Origin of the sequence: Klebsiella sp. CN_Kp066 (assembly GCF_040065135.1) — a bacterium.
Lineage (GTDB): Bacteria > Pseudomonadota > Gammaproteobacteria > Enterobacterales > Enterobacteriaceae > Klebsiella > Klebsiella oxytoca.
Map to the genome: position 1 here is coordinate 40,272 of NZ_JBEAIU010000028.1, position 21,396 is coordinate 61,667.

Genomic DNA, 21,396 nt, shown 5'->3' on the forward strand with positions numbered 1-21,396 from the left:
GGGCACCCACGGATGGGTTAATGGCGGTCACAACCGCTTTATTAACAGACTATTATTTGTGTCATCACTTTCTTCTGCGCCGCTTTGCGGCGCTTTTGGACTTAAGCAATGTCGTATACACCGATGGGCGATCTTGGGCAGCAGGGTCTGTTTGATATCACCCGCATTTTATTACAGCAGCCGGACCTGGCCGCGCTGAGCGAGACGCTGACCGGCCTGGTGCAGCAGTCCGCGCTCGCCGACCGGGCGGCGATTATTCTGTGGCATTCCGGCAATCATCGCGCTATCCGGCACGCCTGCGACGACGCGGGGCAGCCGGTGAGCTACGAAGATGAAACCGTCCTCGCCAACGGCCCGGTTCGACGCCTGCTATCGCGTCCGGATGCGCTGCATTGCGATAGCGCCACCTTTGCCGAAACCTGGCCGCAGCTCGCCGTAAGCGGACTCTACCCCAACTTTGGCTATTACTGCCTGCTGCCGCTGGCGGCGGAAGGGCGTATCTTCGGCGGCTGCGAATTTATTCGCGACGACAACCGGCCGTGGACTGAAAAAGAGTACCAGCGGCTGCACACCTTTACGCAAATCGTTGCCGTGGTCACCGAACAGATCCAAAGCCGGGTCAGCAACAACGTCGATTACGACCTGCTGTGCCGGGAACGCGATAACTTCCGCATCCTGGTGGCGATCACCAACGCGGTGCTCTCGCGGCTGGATATCGATGAGCTGGTCAGCGAAGTGGCCAAAGAGATCCACCGCTACTTCCGCATCGACGCCATCAGCGTGGTACTGCGCAGCAACCGCAAAGGTAAGCTCAATATCTACTCCACCCACTACCTCGACGCCAGCCATCCGGTACATGACCAGAGCGAAGTGGACGAAGCCGGTACCCTGACCGAGCGGGTATTCAAAAGCAAAGAGATGCTGCTGCTCAATCTCCACGAGCACGACCCGCTGGCGCCGTACGAAAAAATGCTTTTCGAGATGTGGGATAACAAAATCCAGACCCTGTGCCTGCTGCCGTTGATGTCCGGTAATACTTTGCTTGGGGTGCTGAAGCTGGCGCAGTGCGATGAAAAAGTCTTCACCACCACCAACCTCAAGCTGCTGCGGCAAATTGCCGAGCGCGTCTCGATCGCCATCGACAACGCCCTCGCCTACCGCGAGATTCAGCGGCTGAAAGAGCGGCTGGTCGATGAGAACCTCGCCCTGACCGAACAGCTCAACAACGTTGAGAGCGAGTTTGGCGAAATCATTGGCCGCAGCGAGGCCATGAACAGCGTGCTCAAGCAGGTGGAGATGGTGGCGCAGAGCGACAGTACGGTGCTGATCCTAGGCGAAACCGGCACCGGTAAGGAGCTGATTGCCCGCGCTATTCATAACCTGAGCGGCCGCAATAGCCGCCGGATGGTCAAAATGAACTGCGCGGCGATGCCAGCCGGGCTGCTGGAAAGCGACCTGTTTGGCCACGAGCGCGGCGCTTTCACCGGCGCCAGCGCCCAGCGTATCGGCCGTTTCGAACTGGCGGACAAAAGCTCGCTGTTTCTCGATGAAGTGGGCGATATGCCGATTGAACTACAGCCGAAACTGCTGCGCGTGTTGCAGGAGCAGGAGTTCGAGCGTCTCGGCAGCAATAAGCTGATTCACACCGACGTGCGCCTGATCGCCGCCACCAACCGCGATCTTAAACAGATGGTCGCCGATCGCGAGTTTCGCAGCGATCTCTACTACCGGCTGAACGTCTTCCCGATCCATCTGCCGCCCCTGCGCGAACGGCCGGAGGATATTCCTCTGCTGGTGAAGGCCTTCACCTTTAAAATCGCCCGCCGTCTCGGACGCAATATCGACAGCATTCCGGCGGAGACGCTGCGCCTGCTTAGCCGCATGGAGTGGCCGGGTAACGTGCGCGAACTGGAGAACGTCATTGAACGCGCGGTGCTGCTGACCCGCGGCAGCGTGCTGCAGCTTTCACTGCCGGAAATGAGCCTCGAGACTGAGCCGCTGCCGGCAGAAGTGCTGCCCGAAGAGGGCGAAGACGAATACCAGCTCATTGTCCGGGTGCTGAAAGAGAGTAACGGGGTGGTCGCCGGGCCGAAGGGCGCGGCCCAGCGTCTGGGATTAAAGCGCACGACGCTGCTTTCGCGCATGAAACGGTTGGGTATTAATAAAGACCAGCTGCAGTAGGCATAACCTTAAAACGCTGTTTCATTTTATTTTTAATGAAACAGCGTTCTGTGAGACAACTCGCTTTACCCGTTCCTGATGAATGATAAATAAGCTTTTTCCTTAATGGAGATGCTTATGACGCGTTTACCTCTGGCCGCCGCCATCGCTTTGCTTTTGGCTTCTCCGGCGGCATTTTCCTCTCTCCCCACCTTTTCTGTCTGGCCCGGCGGTGAAGCCCCCGGCGCGAAAAACAGCCCGGCGAGCGAATCGCTGGTAGAGCGCAGCAAAGATCCCTCGCTGCCCGATCGCGCGGTCACCGGGATTCGTGCTCCGACAATTACCGTTTACGCACCGGAGAAGCCCAACGGTATTGCGCTGCTGGTGACGCCGGGCGGCTCTTACCTGCGAGTGGTATTGGATAAAGAGGGCAGCGATCTCGCGCCGGTATTTAACGCCCGTGGCTATACCCTGTTTGTCATGACCTACCGGATGCCGGCGGACGGTCACGCGGAAGGCAGCGAGGCACCGTTGGCCGATGCGCAGCGCGCGCTGCGTACCCTGCGGGCGCGGGCCGCCGAGTGGCATATCGACCCGCATAAAATCGGCATTATGGGCTTTTCCGCCGGGGGGCACGTGGCGGCCAGCCTGGAGACCCGGTATAGCGAACCGGCTTACGTCGCCGTGGACGCGGTTGATCGGCAGAGCGCGCGGCCGGACTTCGCGGTGCTCGGCTATCCGGTGATTTCGATGGATCCGGCGATTGCCCATCCCGGATCGCGCAAGGCATTGATTGGCGAAACGCCGACGGCGGAGCGGCAGCATCGCTATTCACCGGAGCAGAACGTCACGCCGCAGACGCCGCCAACCTTTATTTTCCACGCGGTAGACGATCCTTCCGTGCCGGTGGATAACGCGCTGGTGATGTTTAACGCCCTGCGCGCGCAGCAGGTGCCGACCGAGCTGCATCTGTTCGCCGAGGGGAAACACGGATTTGGTATTCGCGGGACCCGGGGCCTGCCCGCCGCCGAATGGCCGCAGCTGGCGATGAACTGGATAGCTTCGCTGGCGGAAATGAACAAATCGCGCCGATAATCCCCGGCTCGCGGCTGACGCCTTAGCCGGGCTACCTGTCCACAGACGGTGGGGGCCTCGTAGCCCCGGTAAGGCGTCAGCCGCCACCGGGGAGGGCATCTGAAGCCCCGGTGGGGATGACTTCCCGGAGGCGATGCTGCGCATCTGTCCGGGCTACAAGTTCGTGCGGTTTGGTAGCCCGGACAGGCGCGTCAAGCGCCGCCTCCGGGGGGATTTTGCCGGGCTATTTATCAGAACTGAAGCCGTTGCTGGTCGCCAGTTCGGCAAACCACAGCGCGTTGCGCTTTATCAGCCGCTCTCCGGTTTGCAGGTCGAGCCGCCAGAAGCCGTAGCGGCGCTTGAACGAGTTAATCCACGACCAGTTATCGATAAAGGTCCACTGATGCACGCCAAAGCAGTTCGCGCCGTCGGCAATGGCGCGATGCAGCTGCACCAGATGCTCTTCCATCAGGCCGATGCGGAACGAATCGTCAATCACCCCGTCCTCGCCCGGCTCGCCTTCCGACTCGATATCCATCGCGATACCAATTTCCGCGAGGAACCACTTTATATTGCCGTAGTTATCGCGAATATTGGCGGCAATGTCATAAATCGCCTGCGGCAGAATCTCATTATTATCGCGATAAGGATTAAAGCGCCCTTGCGGATTCACATAGTTTTCGAAATAGAACTCCGGGGTGAAATAGTCCAGCGTATAGTCGCTTTCGCGCGCTTTCACCCGCCGCGGAACGTAATAGTTAACGCCGAGAAAATCGACGCGCGATCCGGTAATCAGCTCAACGTCGGCTTTTGTCACCTCCGGCAAACAGTCGTGCGCGGCCAGAATTTCGCACAGCGCTTTCGGGAACTGATGTTTCACCAGCGGGTCGAGGAAGCTGCGGTTGAAGAACAGATCCGCATACCACGCCGCTTTTTGGTCTTCCGCGCTGTCGTTGCGGGTATAGGACGGCGTCAGATTCAGCACCACGCCAATCTCGCTTTCCAGCGCCAGCGCGCGAAACTCGCGCACCGCTTTGGCGTGGGCCAGCATAATGTTAAACGCCACCTGCGCCGCCAGACTGCCGTCTTTCTTGCAGGGATAGTGGAAGTCATACAGATAGCCGCCCTCAACCGGCACAATCGGCTCGTTGAAGGTGATCCAGTATTTCACTTTGTGCCCAAACAGCTCAAAAGCGGTACGGGCAAAACGCGCGAAAAGATCGGTCACGTGCGCCGACTCAAAGCCGCCGTACTGCTTTTGCAGCGCTTCCGGCATGTCAAAGTGATAGAGGTTGATCATCGGCTCGATGCCGTTTTCAATCATCTCATCCAGGTAGGCATGATAAAAACGCACCGCGTCCGCATTGGGCGCGCCGGTTTCGAAGTCGTCAATCAGCCGCGACCACTGAATCGAGGTGCGAAAAGAGTTGAACCCGGTCCGCTTCATCAACGCCACGTCCTGGGGATACTGATGGTAAGTGTCGCAAACCGTTTGCGGCCCAATCTGCTGATAAAAACGTTCCGGCTGTTCGGCAAACCAGCTATCCCAAATAGAACGATGCGGCTTATTGCTTATCCCTTCCGTCTGCGGACCGGATGCCGCCGCGCCCCAAAAAAAACCTTCCGGAAACTGATACCGGGTCATAACGCCTCCTGTAAGTTAAAAAAGGCCGCGCCCAACGGGCGCAGCCAATAAGCACTACTCTGCAACCACTTCAATCGATTTGATAAACATGTAGCCCCAGTCGCCGGCGAATTTACCGAAGTCGATGCGGTTATCGCCGGCCTTCAGCTCCACCGGCACCCGCAGCTGCTGGCCCTGTTCATCGGTTTGCGGGAATTCAACCGCGATTGGCGCGCCGCCGTTGACGATAAACGAGTTTTTCTTGCCGCCCCATTTGCCGCTGAACGTCACCTGCAGCTGATACTTGCCGGCCCACGGCGCGGCAACCTGCCAGCTCACCTTATCGCCATCGTTGGCGAACGGCCCGAGGAAGCCGTCTTCGTCAATCGTCAGCGCGTCTTTCTCGCTTTTCGCCGCCTCGATCTTGCCATCGGTCACGTTCACAACCCCGCCGCTAAAACGGCAGTAATCAGCGGGCGCTTTCCCGACGGCTTCTGTCACCGTGACCTTTACGGTTTTACTGCTTTTGAGCAGAGCATCATCGGCGCTAAAGGTCAGCGCGTATTCACCGGGGGCGCTAAACCAGGCGCGGGTTTCGGCTTTATCCGTCGCGCAGATATGGGCCTGCGCGTTGCCGCCGTTGCTCCAGCTCACCTTAACGTTGCGATCCGGCAGCCCGTCATCGCGCCAGCTCGCGCTGAGCTGCACGCCCTGGTCCTGGCTGGTGGTGAGCGTTTCCACCAGCGTGACTTCCGGCGCCTGATTCGCCTGGGTGTGCTTCACGCTAATCACGTTCGAAGGCGATGAACTGCCGCTCTCGTTTTTAGCAATGACGCGGTAATAGTACGTATTCCCCAGTTGCAGACTGCGATAGTCATCGCGGAACAGATCCATCGTCTGCGGGTTCCACTCGTTAACTCCGTCCGAAATATCGCGCCCCACGACCTTCCACGGTCCGGATGCCGAATCGGCGCGCTCGACATCATAAGCGCGCCCTACCGCCGCCCCCAGCCAGTTGATCGCAAACGGTGAGTCCGTCGCCCGCAGCGTCGGCGCATCCGGCTTCGGCAGCGGCGGCGCTTTCTCCTGCCCGTTCATCTGCGCCGCGGCGGTCCGCACCAGGTCGACCACCTCCATCTCCTGATTGGCTTTACCGTCGACCGGAAAGCCCGGCAAATGGTAGCTGTAGTGGCCGGTGGACTCTTTATGCCAGTAGAAACCGCCATCGTGACGATGACCGCGGAAGCCCCAGATTAAACCGCCCGCCGCCTGCGCGCCGTTGACTTCGCTATGGACGATCGACTGCATAATGGCGTTAAGCTGCTGCGCATCCAGCAGGCCAAATTCGCCCACCATATAAACTTTCTTACCCGCGGCCGCCGTCAGGTCTTTTTTCACCTGATCGGGATGGTTGTTATCGGCATTGGTGTAGTAGTGGTTGCTGACGATATCGACATGGGGATCGTTAAGCGCAAACGCATTAATTTTCTTATAGGTGCCATCCACCACCAGCTGATGCGGCGCCCACTTTTTGATCCATGCGGCGGTCTGCTGAAGGAACGCCGCGTTGGTGTCTTCCAGCTCGTTGCCGGTCTCCCAGGCCATAATCGCTTTTTCGTCATAGTAAGGGCGCCCGGTCACGCTGTTGGTACGGGTGATAACCTGACGAATCACGTCCAGATAGGCCTTGAAGGTTTTACTATCGGTACGGTAAAAATCCTCCGGCTTTTCGTGGTAGAACGCCGCCAGCTGCTCGCGACCGCCCCACCACCACCAGTGATCGATAAACGGCAGAATCAGGCGCAGACCCTGTTTGTCCGCCTCGGCGATCATGTTGTCGTACACCCGCATCGCCTTTTCGTTCAGACGCGGCATGTCGTCGGCGGTTTCCGGAGCCAGAATATGGGTTTCGCGACCGCAGGCCTCGTCAAACGTCTGCTGCACCGAGAGCACGTATACCCGCTGCGCCCTGGCGCCGGTTTGCACCAGCGCTTTAATCCAGTTTTCCTGTTCCTCCGCCGTCGGCCAGCGGAAGTATTGCCCCCAGCCGCGCGAGTCGGCTTTACAGGTGCCGCGCGCGTCGTCTTCAATACGATGCAGCTCCGGCGCATGAATGCCCGCAAAGCGGAACACCTTGTCGCCATCTTTTAACGTCGCGCCGTCGCGGGTAATAAAGTGTTCAAAGTGCGACTGCTCCGCGGCCATCGCGCCTGCGCTTCCCAGCGCCGAAAGCAGCGCGACGAGCATCAGTTTTTTCACCGGCTTAATCATCGTTATCTCTCCTCAGAACCAGACTTCGGCCTGCACGCCGAAGTTCAGCGTGTCGGTATCGCCGCTGCGCGAGTAGCTACCGGCGGAAAGGGTATTGGTGCTCCAGTCGTAGTTGCCGTCCAGCGCGTCGGACACCCCCTTATCCCACTTCGCGTAAGTGACGAAGAAGCGCAACTGCGGGCGCGTCCAGAAGCCGGAATCAAAGGTCAGGGTCGGCGCGATGGTCACTTTAGTCAGGCCGCCTTTGCCCTTGCCGTCCACGCCTTTGTAGTTTTTATCGTCGAGATATTCGTAGCCCAGCTCGTACTGCATGGCGAAGTTTTTGGTGATCTGCTGATACGGGCGAATCCCCGCCACCCAGCTGGTGCGCCCCCAGCCTTCGGCGTCTTCCGTCCACCAGCGGTAGTTTTTGTCTTTCTGATAGTAGGCGAACGTGGAGATTTCCCAGTCGCCGAGCGAGGCCATGTTATCCAGCACCACGCGCCAGGATTGGGTATCGTCGAGGTTTGCCCAGCCCCAGCCGTTTTTACCCAGCGAGTCTCCCGCCGCCAGGCCGCGTCCGTACTGGAAGACCACGCGAGAGTAGCCGCCGGTCAGGCCGTAAAAGCCGTCAAAGTTGTAAACGCCGGTCACGCCGTAGCCTTTTTCCGCCGAGGTCGGGTGCTTCTCGTTGCGGTTCATGTGGTGGCCAATCAGCTCAAGATCGAAGCCGGTGCCGCCGATCTTTTTCAGCCACAGGTTGAGCGAGTAATCATCCGGATAGCCCTGATCGCCTTTGTCGACCGGGTAGGCTTTGGTTTCGTCCGTCGGCGAGAAGGCGTAAACCCCGGCATCGAAGCGCGCGAAGCCAAGATCCATATTGTCGAAGCCGCCGCCGGTGCCGTTGTACTGAATGTACTCCCAGTCAAACTGATGGCTGGAGGTGTTGGAGCTGCTGTAGCGCTTACCGGCCCAGAAGGTCATCTCCGGGGCAAAGTCGAGGTTGGACAGTTCGGCAAAACCTTCGCGGAACTGCACATCATGCCCGTCGTCGTCCTGACAGTTCCAGTCAGAGGTACATTTTGACTGATGGGTGATGTTGGCCTGGACTTTTGCCACCACGCCGCTGTCCGAGGTTAACGTCACCGTTGGGATCAGTTCGATCTTGGTATCTTCTTCGTTGCCCAGACGCCACTTGCCGTCCGGCATCAGGCCAACGGAGTCAGCGCGATTGCCGTCGGCGTTGGCAAGGATCCCTGAACGGATATAGCCATGCAGCATAAAATCGTACTTCGGATCGGCGCTGGCGCAGTCGCTCATCACCGCAAGGGCAAGTAAAGACAGAGGTATTGAATGATTTAGCCTGATCATTTTTTATCCTTGGTTATTTTTTTATTAACACTGCCTGAGAACGGGAGGAAATTTACGGATCAAAAAAGGAAATGTACATCCACAAACGGAAAGCGCTTTCCGTAATTGCCGGATGAGTTCACAAATTTAACGATAGCAGGCAAATATTCGTGATGGAGTTCACATATTCTGGCAGAAATAAAAAAGCCCGCGCAGGGCGGGCTGGGGCAGACAGGCGAAAAGCTTAGCGTTCAGCGTCGGCAAGCTGGCGTTCGTAGACCTTAAAGAACGGGCGATAGAGCATCCAGGCGTTAAAAATAGCGAACAGGCACATGCATAAGTTTTTCCAGCTACCGTTGGCTGACCACGCCGCGCCGAGCGGCGCCGGCATCGACCACGGCAGCATCGCCACCGCCCGGTCGAGAATCCCCAAATGGGTTAAATACCAGGCGATACAGGCATTTATCAGCGGCACAAAAATAAACGGCAGCAGAAAAACCGGGTTCATGATAATCGGAAAGCCGAACAATATCGGCTCATTAATGTTAAACAGCGAGGGAAGCAGGCCAATTTTCCCGACGCTTTTCAACTGCCGGGAACGGCTGCGCATCGCCATAAAAACCAGCGGCAGCGTCGAGCCGATACCGCCGATTAGCAGGTAGAAATCCCAGAATCCCTGCAGGTAAATATGCGGTAACGTGGCGGAACCGGCGGCCAGCGCCTGTTGGTTTTCAAACAGATAGGTCATCCAGAACGGGTTCATAATCCCGGTGATAATTAGCGCGCCGTGAATACCGACAAACCAAAGCAGGTTGCAGATAAATAACGATATTAAAACCGCGGTTAGGGTATCGGAGGCCACCACCAGCGGCCGTACCGCTTCGCTAATCAGCTCCGGTAAAATGCGCCCGGTGCTTTGCAACAGCAGCGCGTTAATGACGCTAATAGAGAGCATCACCACCAGCAGCGGAATCAGTAGCTGAAAGCCGTTACGGGTCATCACCGGTACCTCTTCCGGCAGGCGGATGCACCAGCCTTTCTTATAGAAAAAGCGTACAATTTCAATGGAGTAAGTACTCGATATCAGCGCGGTAAAAATCCCCATTCCGCCAAGAAAAATATTGGTCGCGCCGTTGTCGCGAAAGCCGATAAACAGCAAAAACGCCAGGCAGCCGGTCAGCCCGCAGAGCCGCTCCGGTAGCCGGTACTGCTTGGCAAGACTGGCGCTGGCGCCGAAGGCCACAATCAGCGCCACCAGCCCGATAGTCAGTTCAAAAGTCGGCAGCAGAATAGGCCGCAGCTGGAAATAGAACTGGCCAAAAGCCGATGCGCCGTCGATGGAAACGGGCGGAAACAAAATCGGCACCAGCAAGCTTCCGACGATCACAAACGGCATCGCCAGCGCAAAGCTGTCGCGCATCGCCGTAATGTGGTTATTGCGCGTCAGAACGTTGGCCAGCGGCGCCAGCCGCTGCTCGATGATATCGACGGCAACATTCATTAACTGAATGTTCATAATCCTGCCTTTCAGAAGAGAGTAGTCGCCAGGATGATCGCGCACTCCTGTGTAAAGTAAAAGCCCGTCATAGGTGATCGTGGTCACAATAAATAAATCCACAAACGGAAAGCGCTTTCCGTTTTATATCCGTTGTGACTATAGTCGGCGCATCCCACTCATCAGGAGCGATATATGAAAAAGATAATGTTGTGCTGTTCCGCGGGCATGTCCACCAGCCTGCTGGTGAAAAAAATGATCGCCGAGGCCGAGCAGCGCGGGTTGCCCGTAGAGATCAACGCCTTTGGCGTCGCGGAGTTCGATCAACAGGTCGGCCATTACCAGGTGGTCCTGCTGGGGCCGCAGGTGAAATACATGCAGAAAGATCTGCAAAAACAGGCTGATAAATACGGGATCCGCGTGGAACCCATCAACATGATGGATTACGGCATGCAGAAAGGTGGCGCCGTGCTGGATTTCGCGCTTTCCCTTATCGATAACAAAAACTAAGGAAAGATCATGAGCTCTCTGTACGCGAAGCTGATCGCCGTGATTGAACAGAAGATCACGCCTATGGCGGGGGCGATCGGCCAGCAAAAATACGTCACCTCCATCCGCGACGGTTTCATTACCGCCCTGCCCTTTATGATCGTTGGCTCGTTTTTGCTGGTGTTTATCTTCCCGCCGTTCTCCCCGGATACGACGTGGGGCTTTGCCCGCGCCTGGCTGCAATTTTCGCTCGATCATCGCGATGCGCTGATGCTGCCGTTTAACTTCAGCATGGGGGTGATGACGCTGTTTATCGCCGTCGGGATCGCCGCCAGCCTGGCGAAGCACCATAACCTGGACTCGCTGACCGCCGGGATGCTGTCGCTGATGTCGTTTCTGCTGGTGGCCGCGCCGCTGAAAGATGGCCAGATCTCTACCGCCTACTTCTCCGGCCAGGGGATCTTTACCGCAATTCTGGTGGCGATTTACTCTACCGAGCTGTACGCCTTTCTCAAACGCCACAACATTACGATCCGTCTACCGCCTGAAGTTCCGGCGGGCGTGGCGCGCTCGTTCGAGATCCTGATCCCGGTGCTGGCGATCGTGCTGACGCTGCATCCGCTGAACCTGTTTATCGAAGCGCAACTGGGCATGATCATTCCGGAAGCGATCATGTCGCTGGTGAAACCGCTGGTGGCGGCTTCCGATACCCTACCGGCGATCCTGCTGTCGGTACTGGTGTGCCAGGTGCTGTGGTTTGCCGGCATTCACGGGGCGCTGATCGTCACCGGGATTATGAATCCGTTCTGGATGGCGAATCTGTCGATCAACCAGGCGGCGATGGCCGCAGGCACCGCGATTCCACATATCTATGTCCAGGGCTTCTGGGATCACTATCTGCTGATCGGCGGCGTCGGCTCCACCCTGCCGCTGGCGCTGATGCTGCTGCGCAGCAAGGCCGTGCATCTGCGGACGATTGGCCGGATGGGCGTGGTGCCGGGCGTATTTAACATCAACGAACCGATTCTGTTCGGCGCGCCGATCATCATGAACCCGCTGTTCTTCCTGCCGTTCGTGCTGGTGCCGATGGTCAACGCGACCCTGGCCTACTTTGCGCTGAAGCTGGACCTGGTCAGCCGCGTGGTGTCGATGACGCCGTGGACGACGCCGGCCCCTATCGGCGCCTCCTGGGCGGCAAACTGGAGCTTTAGCCCGGTGATCATGTGCCTGATTTGTATGGCGACGGCGATGGTGATGTATCTGCCGTTCCTCAAAGCCTACGAAAAACAGCTGCTGGAGCAGGAGCACGCTAACGCCGCCGCCCAGGCTGAAGGCGCGCCGCAGTCCGCATAATTCATACTATTCAGAGGTTTGTCATGGAATTAGAAGAACAGGTGATGGGTATTATCATCAACGCCGGGCAGTCGCGCAGCCTGTGCTACGAAGCGCTGAGCTGCGCTAAAGCGGGGGACTTCGCCGCCGCCGACGAAAAAATGAAAGAAGCGGCGCATTTTGCCCGCGAAGCGCATCGGGTACAGACCCAGCTGATTGAAGCCGACGAAGGCGAGGGTAAAACCAAAATGACCCTGGTGATGGTTCACGCTCAGGATCATCTGATGACCTCGATTCTGGCGAAAGAGCTGATCGGCGAACTGATCGCCATTTACCGCTCGCGGCCGCTGCACGCGTAGGGCTCACCTCTCCAGGGGAGAGAAGAAAACCGGCCTGCATCGCGGATGACGTAGCCCGGGTAAGGCGTTGACGCCGCAACCCGGGAAAACGGTAAATGCTCATGTCACCTGGCTGACTTCCCGGCTCGCGCTGCGCTTAGCCGGGCTACCCGGACTGCACGCGTAGCGCCCTCCCGGAGAAAACCGGCTGGCATCGCGGATAACGTCGCGGCCCGGGAAACCGTCGACCACGATTAAGGATAACTATGCTACATCTGGGTTTAGACATTGGCGGCACCAAAATGGAAGCCGTCCTGCTCAACGCGGCGGGCGAATGCTTCTATCGCCAGCGCCGTCCGACGCATAAAGAGAGCTATCAGGCGTTTATGCAGCAGCTGCTCGGGCTGATTGCGACCGTCAGCGACTGGAGCGAACGGCCGTTTACTATCGGCATCGGCCTGCCGGGGGCTATCGACCCGCAAAGCGGCCTGATTAAAAACTGTAACTGTCTGGTGCTCAACGGCCACGACCTGCGTCATGACCTGATGCGGGAACTTGGTCAACCGGTATGGATGGCGAACGATGCCGACTGCTTCACCCTCTCTGAAGCGGTGGACGGCGCGGGCGCGGGGGCAACGACCGTATTCGGCGTTATTATCGGTACCGGCTGCGGCGGCGGCATCGCGGTGAACCAACGGCTACTCAGCGGGCCTAACGCCATCGTTGGCGAGTGGGGACACAATCCTCTGCCGGGCTATTGCCCCGAGCGCGACGGTCCGGCGCAGCCCTGCTACTGTGGCAAAGAGAACTGCATCGAAAGCTTTATTTCCGGCACCGGCTTTGCCCGCCGCTACGGCGAACAGGCGCCTGCGGAAGCGATTATCGCCGCCGCGCAAAACGGCGAACCGCAGGCGCTGGCCCACTGGCGGCATTTTATTGACGCTTTCGCCCGCAGCCTGGCCTCGGTAATCAATATCCTCGATCCGCAGGTGATTGTGTTGGGCGGCGGGCTCTCCAACGTCGGGCAAATCTACGAGCAGCTGCCGTCGGCCATCGTCCCGTATCTCTTTTCCGACAGCTGCCGAACGCAGATCAAAAAGGCGCGCTTCGGCGACGCCAGCGGCGTGCGCGGCGCGGCCTGGCTGCCGGTTCTGGCCGCTGCTGAAGGCCCCCGCCGGTAGACACTTTTTTCAGCAGGTATGCTAAGCTAGGCGAAAATATTCAGACAGAAAAAGCCATGCCAACCATTGATGATGTTTCAAGATTAGCGAATGTCTCCCGAGCGACGGTATCCCGCGTGCTGACCGGCACCCGGGGCGTGCGCGAAGAGAGCCGGGAAGCGGTGCTGCGCGCGGTAGAAGAACTTAACTACCGCCCGAGCTTTGCCGCGCAAAACCTCGCCAGTCAAACATCCAATCACGTGGGGCTGGTGATCCCGGCAAACGATGAAAGCAGCGGCGCGCGCCTGCTGCCGATGCTTTCATTAGCGCTGAAGGGGCTGAATAAGAACCTGATTGTTCAGTACGTCACGGATGCGGCGGAACAGGCGGCGGTCGTCGATGATCTACAGCGTCAGTGCGTGGCGGTAGTGGTACTCGGCGCCGTCCCGGCGGATGCGCCGCGCAACGTGATCTCTTTTGACCGTTTCAGCATTGCCGGGGTCAATAATCAGGGCTATGACTACGCTTTTGCTACCGAAAGCGCCTGCCGCTACGTGATCGGCAAAGGCCATCGCAATATCGCTCTGCTTATTGATAGCGACAGCGATGACGCCAGCCGCCAGATGCTCGAAGGCTATCGCAACGTCCTGCAAAACTACTCCATCCCTTTTAACCGGCAGCTGATGCTGGCGGCCAACGACAACGTTGAACAGGCGCTGCTGACGCTGATCAACAGCTTCAGCAAATACTCGGTGATTATCGTGAAACGCGACCGCTACGCCGCCGAAGCGATGCGCCTGCTGCGCGAATTCAACATCGCCGTACCGCAGGAGGTTTCGCTGCTGAGCCTGGAGGATTCTCCCCTCGCCTCGCTGCTGAATCCGCCGCTGACCTGTATCTCCTGGCCGCTGGAGCAGCTGATGGAGAACTGCCTGCAGCGTATCCGCAACCTGATTGACGAGCGCCCCGCCTTCTCTCCCGAAGGGCGCACGCTGGCGGGCCGCCTGATCCCCCGCCAGTCGGTGGCCGATCTCTCCTGATTTTAGCGCCCGACCTCCCTTTGGCCGGGCCTTTTCCGCACGCACCGCTGGTTTCCACGCTAATCATTCGCCTCATATCTAAATAAGAATTATTTTCATTTATAAATAGCTTATGCTATATAACATAGCAATGGCTATAAATGCTGATTAATTAACCGCAACGTTGTGAGGGACCTTATGCTGCACCTGCCACCTTTGAAGCATCTGATGTTTGCCGCGACTCTGGCGCTGCTGGCCGTCGCCCCCGTCCAGGCCAAAGAGAAATTTAAAGTGATTACCACCTTCACGGTGATCGCCGACATGGCGCAAAACGTCGCGGGCGACGCCGCCGACGTCAGCTCCATCACCAAACCGGGGGCCGAGATCCATGAATATCAGCCGACCCCCGGGGATATCAAACGCGCGCAGGGCGCGCAGCTCATCCTCGCCAACGGCCTGAATCTTGAACTGTGGTTTGCGCGCTTCTATCAGCACTTGAACGGGGTACCGGAAGTGGTGGTCAGTAACGGCATTCAGCCGATGGGCATCAGCGAAGGGCCGTATAACGGCAAACCCAACCCGCACGCGTGGATGTCGGCGGACAACGCGCTGATCTATGTCGATAATATTCGCGACGCGCTGGTGAAATACGATCCTGCAAACGCCAACGCCTATCGCCACAACGCCGAAGCCTACAAAGAGAAGATCCGTCAGACCATGGCGCCGCTGAAGGCGGAACTGGCGAAGCTGCCGCAGGATAAGCGCTGGCTGGTGACCAGCGAGGGCGCGTTTTCTTACCTGGCCCGCGATAACGGCCTGCAGGAGCGCTATCTGTGGCCGATCAACGCCGACCAGCAGGGTACCCCGCAGCAGGTGCGCAAAACCATCGACACCATGAAGAAAGAGCGGATCCCGACCATTTTTAGCGAAAGCACCATTTCCGATAAACCGGCGCGTCAGGTGGCCCGGGAAGCCGACGCCCACTATGGCGGCGTCCTGTACGTCGACTCCCTGAGTACCGCCGATGGCCCGGTGCCGACCTACCTCGACCTGCTGCGCGTTACGACCCAAACCATCGTCCAGGGCATCAACGACGGACTAAGGAAACAGGCATGAGCCATGAGCAGCCGGGCCTCGCGGTCAACAACGTCAGCGTCACCTACCGCAACGGCCACACCGCGCTGCGCGATGCCTCGTTCTGCGTCCCGCGCAGCTCTATCGCCGCGCTGGTCGGCGTGAACGGCTCGGGAAAATCGACGCTGTTTAAAGCGCTGATGGGCTTTGTGCGCGTCGGAAAGGGCGATATTGCGATTCTCGGTCAGCCGGTTAATCGCGCTCTGCGGCAGAATCTCGTCGCCTACGTTCCGCAGGCGGAAGAGGTGGACTGGTCCTTCCCGGTACTGGTGGAGGATGTGGTAATGATGGGGCGCTACGGCCATATGGGCTGGCTACGGCGGGCCAAACCGCGTGACCATGAGATTGTCGACGCCGCCCTGGCGCGGGTCGGCATGAGCGAGTACCGCCATCGTCAGATCGGCGAACTCTCCGGCGGCCAGAAAAAACGCGTCTTTCTGGCCCGCGCTATCGCTCAGCAGGGAAAAGTCATCCTGCTGGACGAACCCTTCACCGGCGTCGACGTGCAGACCGAAGCGCGCATCATCGAGCTGCTGCGGGAATTGCGCGACGAAGGCTGCACCATGCTGGTTTCCACTCACAACCTCGGTTCGGTAAGCGAATTCTGCGACTACACGGTGATGGTCAAAGGCACCGTGCTGGCCAGCGGCCCGACGGAAAGCACCTTTACCGCTGAAAACCTCGAGCTGGCGTTTAGCGGCGTGCTGCGCCACGTGGTGCTGAGCGGCGCGGAAGAGCGGATTATTACCGACGATGAGCGGCCATTTATCAGCCGCCGGGCGGCGGGGGGCGAAAGATGAGCTGGCTGCTGGAGCCGTTTAGTTATCACTATATGCTGAATGCGATGTGGGTTTCGGCCCTGGTAGGCGGGGTGTGCGCATTTCTCTCTTGCTACTTGATGCTCAAAGGCTGGTCGCTGATTGGCGACGCCCTCTCCCACTCCATTGTCCCCGGCGTGGCGGGCGCTTATATGCTCGGTCTGCCCTTTGCGCTGGGGGCGTTTCTTTCCGGCGGGCTGGCCGCGGGCAGCATGCTGTTTCTTAACCAGCGCTCGAAGCTGAAGGAAGACGCGATTATCGGCCTGATCTTCTCCTCTTTTTTCGGTATTGGCCTGTTTATGGTGTCGCTGAATCCGACCTCGGTGAATATCCAGACCATTATTCTCGGCAATATTCTGGCAATTGCCCCGGAGGATATTATTCAGCTGGCGGCGATTGGCTTTATTTCGATGGCGATTCTGCTGCTGAAGTGGAAAGACCTGATGGTGACCTTTTTCGATGAAAGCCACGCTCGTTCGATTGGCCTCAACACCAGCGGGTTAAAGCTGCTGTTCTTTACCCTGCTGGCGGCCTGTACCGTGGCGGCGCTGCAAACCGTCGGCGCGTTTCTGGTGATTTGTCTGGTAGTGACGCCCGGTGCCACCGCCTGGCTGTTGACCGATCGCTTCCCGCGCTTGCTGGCGATTGCCGTTGCGATTGGCAGCCTGACCAGCTTTTTCGGCGCCTGGCTGAGCTACTATCTGGACGGGGCGACCGGCGGGATTATCGTCGTCGCCCAGACGCTGCTGTTTTTAGCCGCTTTTGTTTTCGCGCCGAAGCACGGCCTGCTCGCCAGCCGTCGCCGCGCCAGGGAGGCCTCATGCTGAGCGCGCTGCTTGAACCTTTTCAGTTCTCCTTTATGGTCAACGCCATGCTGGTGTCGACGATCGTTGCCGTTCCCTGCGCGCTGCTGTCGGTCTTTTTGGTGCTCAAAGGCTGGGCGCTGATGGGCGATGCCATGAGCCACGCGATTTTTCCGGGGGTAGTGGTAGCGTATATCCTCGGTATCCCCTTCGCCATCGGCGCGTTTATCGCCGGGTTATTCTGCGCCATCGCCACCGGCTATCTCGACGATAACAGCCGCATTAAACGCGATACGATCATGGGCATCGTGTTTTCCGGGATGTTTGGCGCGGGCCTGGTGCTGTACGTGTCGATTCAGTCGGAGGTGCATCTCGATCATATTCTGTTTGGCGATATGCTGGGAATTTCCGCCGGCGATATTGCGCAAACGTCGCTGATCGCACTGGGAATAGCACTAATTATCGGGTTTAAGTGGCGTGACTTTCTGCTGCACGCCTTTGACCCGCAGCAAGCGAAGGCCAGCGGATTGCACTGCGGGCTGCTGCATTATGGGCTACTGTGCATGATTGCGCTGACCATCGTGGCGACGCTGAAAGCGGTGGGGATCATTTTGTCGATTTCGCTGCTGATAGCGCCGGGGGCGATCGCTCTGCTGCTGACGCGACGTTTTGTCAGCGCCCTGCTGCTGGCGGTGGCGATAGCGTTAAGCTGTTCGCTGGGCGGCGTGTGGCTGTCGTTTTATCTCGACAGCGCCCCGGCGCCGACCATTGTGGTGCTGTTTACCGTCCTGTTCGTTATCGCGTTTGTCTGGACGTCGGTTCGCGATAGTCAGACCACAGCCCGTTCCGGCGAGGCCCCGGGTCGCGGCTGACGCCTTACCCGGCCTACCTCTCCCGTAGGACGTAGCCCGGACAGATGCGCAGCATCGCCTCCGGGGAAAATTCGCCATTTTTTAGGCCAGCGAGGCCCCGGATCGCGGCTGACGCCTTATCCGGGCTACAGACCGCACGAATTGTAGCCCGGCTAAGCGCAGCGCAAGCCGGGGAGTTTATTGCGGCTTTTTGGGTCGATACTTTTCCGGTAACTCCGGCACCGGGCGTTTATCATCGATCAGGTGGCGAATCGTCAGGATCGGATGCCGCCAGAGCATCCTCGGCCCCGCCCAGCGCATAATCTGCTTCATCTCTTCGCGTTTCGCGGGCTGATAGCAGTGCACCGGGCACTGCTTGCAGGCCGGCTTTTCTTCGCCAAATACGCACCTATCCAGCCGCTTGTCGGCATAGGCGTTGAGCGCCTGATAGTGTTCGGTATCGTCACGGGCCTCCGGGCAGCGGCGCTGGTAGAGCGCGATCATGCTGCTAATGGTCTTTTTTTCCCGCGCAATACGTTTGCCCGCCATCGCCTGTTCCTCCCGAAAAAGATGTATTCATAATACACATTCAGAGAGGGCGATGCAGCCCCATACTCCCTGAGGATTATGCCGGCTTGTCCAGGTGCCCCAGCGGTTTTTCCGGGAAGCATACATCGCGTACCCGGCGCTTGAGCTCCGCCGCATCGGGGAAACCTCCGTCCTGCTTGCGCTCCCAGATTTGCACATCATCAACGGCGACCACGAAGATCCCGCCGGTCCCCGGCACCAGCGTGACCGAAGCGATGTCGGTGCTAAAGCTGTGCAGCAGCTCCTGGGCCATCCAGCTGGCGCGCAGCATCCAGTTGCACTGCGAACAGTAGGTGATGGTAATCGCGGCTTTGTGGCTCATCGGCTTCTCGCTGTCAGTAAAAGGGCAAATTGTAAACAACTTGCAGATTAATTGAAGAATACATGATTATTTTGTTGCAAACGATAATACCTATCATTACCATTCGCAATCAACAAGCATGGAGAAAAAACGTCCAGTAACGGAATAACGGGACACACCTGCACTCTGGAAGTAACGCGTGAGCCAATACTAATAATGATTAAGGCGTGGCTACTATGTATAACTCCACTCAATCAACAGCATGGTTCAAGAAAAGCCTGCTGGTGACTTCTTTGCTTACAGCAATTTATCAGACTTCCGCCGGTGCGGCTGATACCACCGCGAAAACCACCAGCAGCGCATCGACTGATGAAAGCTCGGAACGGATGACCGTTACCGCGCCGGCGCCGTTGCTAAAAGCGGGCAGCGAACATTCGATCAGCGCTCAGGAGCTGCAGGATAAAGGGGCCAACGACTTTGGCTCGATCATGCGCTACGAGCCGCTGATTAGCGCCACCGGCGCCAGCGGCGGTTCCGGAAACGGCAAAAGCGGCTTCGATCGCGGCGGCTATACCGGCTACAATATTCGCGGCATGGAGAGCAACCGCGTCGGGATCGACGTCGACGGCATCGCCCAGCCGAACGCCACCGGACGCAGCTACGCCAGCCGCGCGGGCCTCAATACCTTCGGTATGGGTCGCGACTATATTGACCCCTATATGTACGGCAGCATTGATATTCAGTCCGGGGCGACATCAACAGAAACCGCCAACAGCGCCATCGGCGGCAACGTCTCTTTCCGTCCGAAATCTGCGGATGACTATCTGCATCCGGGCAAAACCAGCGCCTTCGGCTACCGCAGCGGCTACGACTCATCCGATCGCAGCTGGCACAACGGCGTCACCGTTGCCGGCGGCGACGAGACCCTGCGCGGGATCTTCGTCTACAGCCGTCGCGACGGTCAGGAGACGGAAAATAACAGCGGGACCGTTGATTCCTATCCGGCAAACTGGCACTCGGACGCCTTTATGGCCTCCGGGATCTGGCAGCCGAATGACGAGCATAAGTTCACCAGCACCTTCGATTATTACCATAAAACGAACCACACCCATTACGACGCCTGGGACTCCAGCGGCAACAGCGTTATCGGCACGTCAAACCAGACCAGTCAGACCCGTCGCTGGGGCCTGAGCCTGAAAGATGACTGGACGCCGATGAATGATTATATCGACAGCGTATCGACTAAAGTCTACTACCAGCATACCGAGGCCCACGACTGGACCTATATGCCCGACAGCATCACCCGCGCGATGCAAACGGTGAGCTCCGACTATGACACCGACACCTGGGGTATTCAGAGCGCGCTGGCGAAATCGATAGGCCGCCACGATCTGAGCGCCGGTTTTAACGCCAGCACGACGAAAACCCAGCGGCCGTTAACCCAGTCGCCAACCCCGAGCGCTTATAGCCAGATTATGCAGCCGGACGCCGATAGCCGCGGCTATATCGTCGCCGGCTTCCTGCAGGACAAAATTAACTTCGATCTCGACGGCCATAACTTCGCGGTGATCCCGGGCATTCGTGTGATGCATCAGTCGACCAAACCGGAAAACGTCTCCGATTTGGCCAACAACAGCAGCGTACTGACCGGTTCCGACGTGTCAAATCTGTACGGTAAGAACGCTGATACTCAGGCGCTGCCGTCGCTGGTCTTGCAGTACGATATCACTCCGCGCCTGATGACTTATCTGCAGTATCAGCGCGGCGCGCAGTTCCCTAACGCCAGCCAGCTGTACGGTTCCTGGAACCTCGGCTCCAGCTACGCCGGACGCGCCCAGTATGCGCTGATCGGCAACACCGATTTGAAAACCGAAACCAGCGATAACGTTGAGTGGGGGATGAAAGGCGAAGTGACGGAAGGCATCACCATGCGCACCGCGCTGTTCTACAACACCTATAAGAACTTTATCGCCTATACCCGCTACACCCGCGCCAATAACCCGCTGCAGTTCGCCAGCGTTCCGTCGAACATCTACACCATTTACCAGGCGGAAAACCGCGATAAAGCCTATATCTACGGCGGCGAAATCAGCGCTAAATTCAACTTTGGCACCTGGTTTGAAGAGGTTAACGGCCTGAGCGCCACTCTCGCTTACGGTTATAGCGAGGGGCAATCGAAATCCAGCTACAGCGGCGACAAGTACGTTGACCTCGATAGCGTCGCGCCAATGAAGGCTATCGTCGGCGTGGCGTGGGACGATCCGGCAAAAGTGTACGGCACCGCGCTGACCGCCACCTTTGTTAAGGGCAAGCGCGCCACCGCCACCAACCGTGAAAGCTATACCAACACCGGTTCCGCCATTACCGATTCGACCAACGAATATATGCGCGTTCCGGGCTACGGCATGCTGGACTGGACCGCGTACTGGCAGGTCGCGAAGAACGTGCGCCTGAACGGCGGCGTTTACAACATTACCGATCGTAAATACTGGGATTATCTGAGCAGCCGCAATATCGAAACGGCGACGAATCAGGACGCCAACGACAGAGCGCTGGCGGTGATGCCTGGCCGTACCTGGCAGTTGGGCGTGAACGTCGATTTCTGACCGG

General features: G+C 58.2%; 18 protein-coding genes. 12 read left to right on the forward strand and 6 right to left on the reverse strand.

Translation table 11 applies throughout. From position 1 onward, the window contains the following. The first annotated feature begins 108 nt into the window (after positions 1-108). Complete coding sequence (gene flhA, locus ABLV75_RS09335) at positions 109-2,181, forward strand: formate hydrogenlyase transcriptional activator FlhA (RefSeq protein WP_004104864.1); 2,073 nt, start codon at positions 109-111, stop codon at positions 2,179-2,181. A gap of 117 nt (positions 2,182-2,298) precedes the next feature. After that, positions 2,299-3,255, forward strand: a complete 957-nt coding sequence (locus ABLV75_RS09340; protein ID WP_200795608.1) for an alpha/beta hydrolase — start codon at positions 2,299-2,301, stop codon at positions 3,253-3,255. A gap of 223 nt (positions 3,256-3,478) precedes the next feature. Here ABLV75_RS09340 and ABLV75_RS09345 read toward each other — a convergent pair whose 3' ends face one another. The 4 genes from ABLV75_RS09345 to ABLV75_RS09360 form a co-directional block, all read right to left on the reverse strand. Beyond that, positions 3,479-4,879 (reverse strand): glycoside hydrolase family 1 protein, encoded by a 1,401-nt coding sequence (locus tag ABLV75_RS09345; protein WP_004104867.1) that lies wholly within the window; start codon positions 4,877-4,879, stop codon positions 3,479-3,481. Between the two features lie 54 nt (positions 4,880-4,933). Further along, on the reverse strand, positions 4,934-7,126 hold the full coding sequence (locus ABLV75_RS09350; RefSeq protein WP_187145408.1) for a CBM35 domain-containing protein: 2,193 nt from the start codon (positions 7,124-7,126) through the stop codon (positions 4,934-4,936). 15 nt (positions 7,127-7,141) lie between these two features. Beyond that, the gene (locus tag ABLV75_RS09355; protein ID WP_004104869.1) at positions 7,142-8,479 is read right to left on the reverse strand and encodes a carbohydrate porin; all 1,338 of its coding nucleotides are present in this window, start codon (positions 8,477-8,479) and stop codon (positions 7,142-7,144) included. A gap of 223 nt (positions 8,480-8,702) precedes the next feature. Continuing rightward, positions 8,703-9,974 (reverse strand): PTS cellobiose transporter subunit IIC, encoded by a 1,272-nt coding sequence (locus ABLV75_RS09360; RefSeq protein ID WP_016809474.1) that lies wholly within the window; start codon positions 9,972-9,974, stop codon positions 8,703-8,705. A gap of 174 nt (positions 9,975-10,148) precedes the next feature. Here ABLV75_RS09360 and ABLV75_RS09365 point away from each other — a divergent pair, with 174 nt between their 5' ends. The 9 genes from ABLV75_RS09365 (at position 10,149) to sitD (ending at position 17,918) form a co-directional block, all read left to right on the forward strand. After that, positions 10,149-10,463 (forward strand): PTS sugar transporter subunit IIB, encoded by a 315-nt coding sequence (locus ABLV75_RS09365; protein ID WP_004104871.1) that lies wholly within the window; start codon positions 10,149-10,151, stop codon positions 10,461-10,463. A gap of 9 nt (positions 10,464-10,472) precedes the next feature. Further along, positions 10,473-11,795: a PTS cellobiose transporter subunit IIC gene (locus ABLV75_RS09370; RefSeq protein WP_004104872.1), complete on the forward strand. Its 1,323-nt coding sequence runs from the start codon at positions 10,473-10,475 to the stop codon at positions 11,793-11,795. 23 nt (positions 11,796-11,818) lie between these two features. Beyond that, positions 11,819-12,133 (forward strand): PTS lactose/cellobiose transporter subunit IIA, encoded by a 315-nt coding sequence (locus ABLV75_RS09375; RefSeq protein ID WP_004104873.1) that lies wholly within the window; start codon positions 11,819-11,821, stop codon positions 12,131-12,133. A gap of 245 nt (positions 12,134-12,378) precedes the next feature. Next, the gene (locus ABLV75_RS09380; RefSeq protein WP_004104874.1) at positions 12,379-13,293 is read left to right on the forward strand and encodes an ROK family protein; all 915 of its coding nucleotides are present in this window, start codon (positions 12,379-12,381) and stop codon (positions 13,291-13,293) included. A 56-nt stretch (positions 13,294-13,349) separates the two neighbouring features. Continuing rightward, complete coding sequence (locus tag ABLV75_RS09385) at positions 13,350-14,312, forward strand: LacI family DNA-binding transcriptional regulator (RefSeq protein ID WP_004104875.1); 963 nt, start codon at positions 13,350-13,352, stop codon at positions 14,310-14,312. A 177-nt stretch (positions 14,313-14,489) separates the two neighbouring features. After that, positions 14,490-15,407, forward strand: a complete 918-nt coding sequence (locus tag ABLV75_RS09390) for a metal ABC transporter substrate-binding protein (protein ID WP_004104876.1) — start codon at positions 14,490-14,492, stop codon at positions 15,405-15,407. Continuing rightward, positions 15,404-16,225: a manganese/iron ABC transporter ATP-binding protein gene (locus tag ABLV75_RS09395; RefSeq protein ID WP_004104877.1), complete on the forward strand. Its 822-nt coding sequence runs from the start codon at positions 15,404-15,406 to the stop codon at positions 16,223-16,225. Before ABLV75_RS09390 ends, ABLV75_RS09395 begins: the two co-directional genes overlap by 4 nt. Next, complete coding sequence (gene sitC, locus ABLV75_RS09400; RefSeq protein ID WP_004104878.1) at positions 16,222-17,070, forward strand: iron/manganese ABC transporter permease subunit SitC; 849 nt, start codon at positions 16,222-16,224, stop codon at positions 17,068-17,070. The genes ABLV75_RS09395 and sitC overlap by 4 nt, the downstream gene beginning before the upstream one ends. Next, a complete protein-coding gene (gene sitD / locus ABLV75_RS09405) occupies positions 17,064-17,918 on the forward strand; it encodes an iron/manganese ABC transporter permease subunit SitD (RefSeq protein WP_004104879.1) in 855 nt (284 codons plus the stop codon). The genes sitC and sitD overlap by 7 nt, the downstream gene beginning before the upstream one ends. 177 nt (positions 17,919-18,095) lie before the next feature. Here the strand turns inward: sitD and ABLV75_RS09410 are convergent, their stop codons facing one another. Both ABLV75_RS09410 and ABLV75_RS09415 read right to left on the reverse strand, forming a co-directional pair. Continuing rightward, the gene (locus tag ABLV75_RS09410) at positions 18,096-18,446 is read right to left on the reverse strand and encodes a nitrous oxide-stimulated promoter family protein (RefSeq protein WP_004104880.1); all 351 of its coding nucleotides are present in this window, start codon (positions 18,444-18,446) and stop codon (positions 18,096-18,098) included. A 76-nt stretch (positions 18,447-18,522) separates the two neighbouring features. Continuing rightward, on the reverse strand, positions 18,523-18,807 hold the full coding sequence (locus ABLV75_RS09415) for a SelT/SelW/SelH family protein (RefSeq protein ID WP_004104881.1): 285 nt from the start codon (positions 18,805-18,807) through the stop codon (positions 18,523-18,525). 215 nt (positions 18,808-19,022) lie between these two features. Here ABLV75_RS09415 and ABLV75_RS09420 point away from each other — a divergent pair, with 215 nt between their 5' ends. Beyond that, the gene (locus ABLV75_RS09420) at positions 19,023-21,392 is read left to right on the forward strand and encodes a TonB-dependent receptor (RefSeq protein WP_004104882.1); all 2,370 of its coding nucleotides are present in this window, start codon (positions 19,023-19,025) and stop codon (positions 21,390-21,392) included. Positions 21,393-21,396 lie beyond the last annotated feature (4 nt).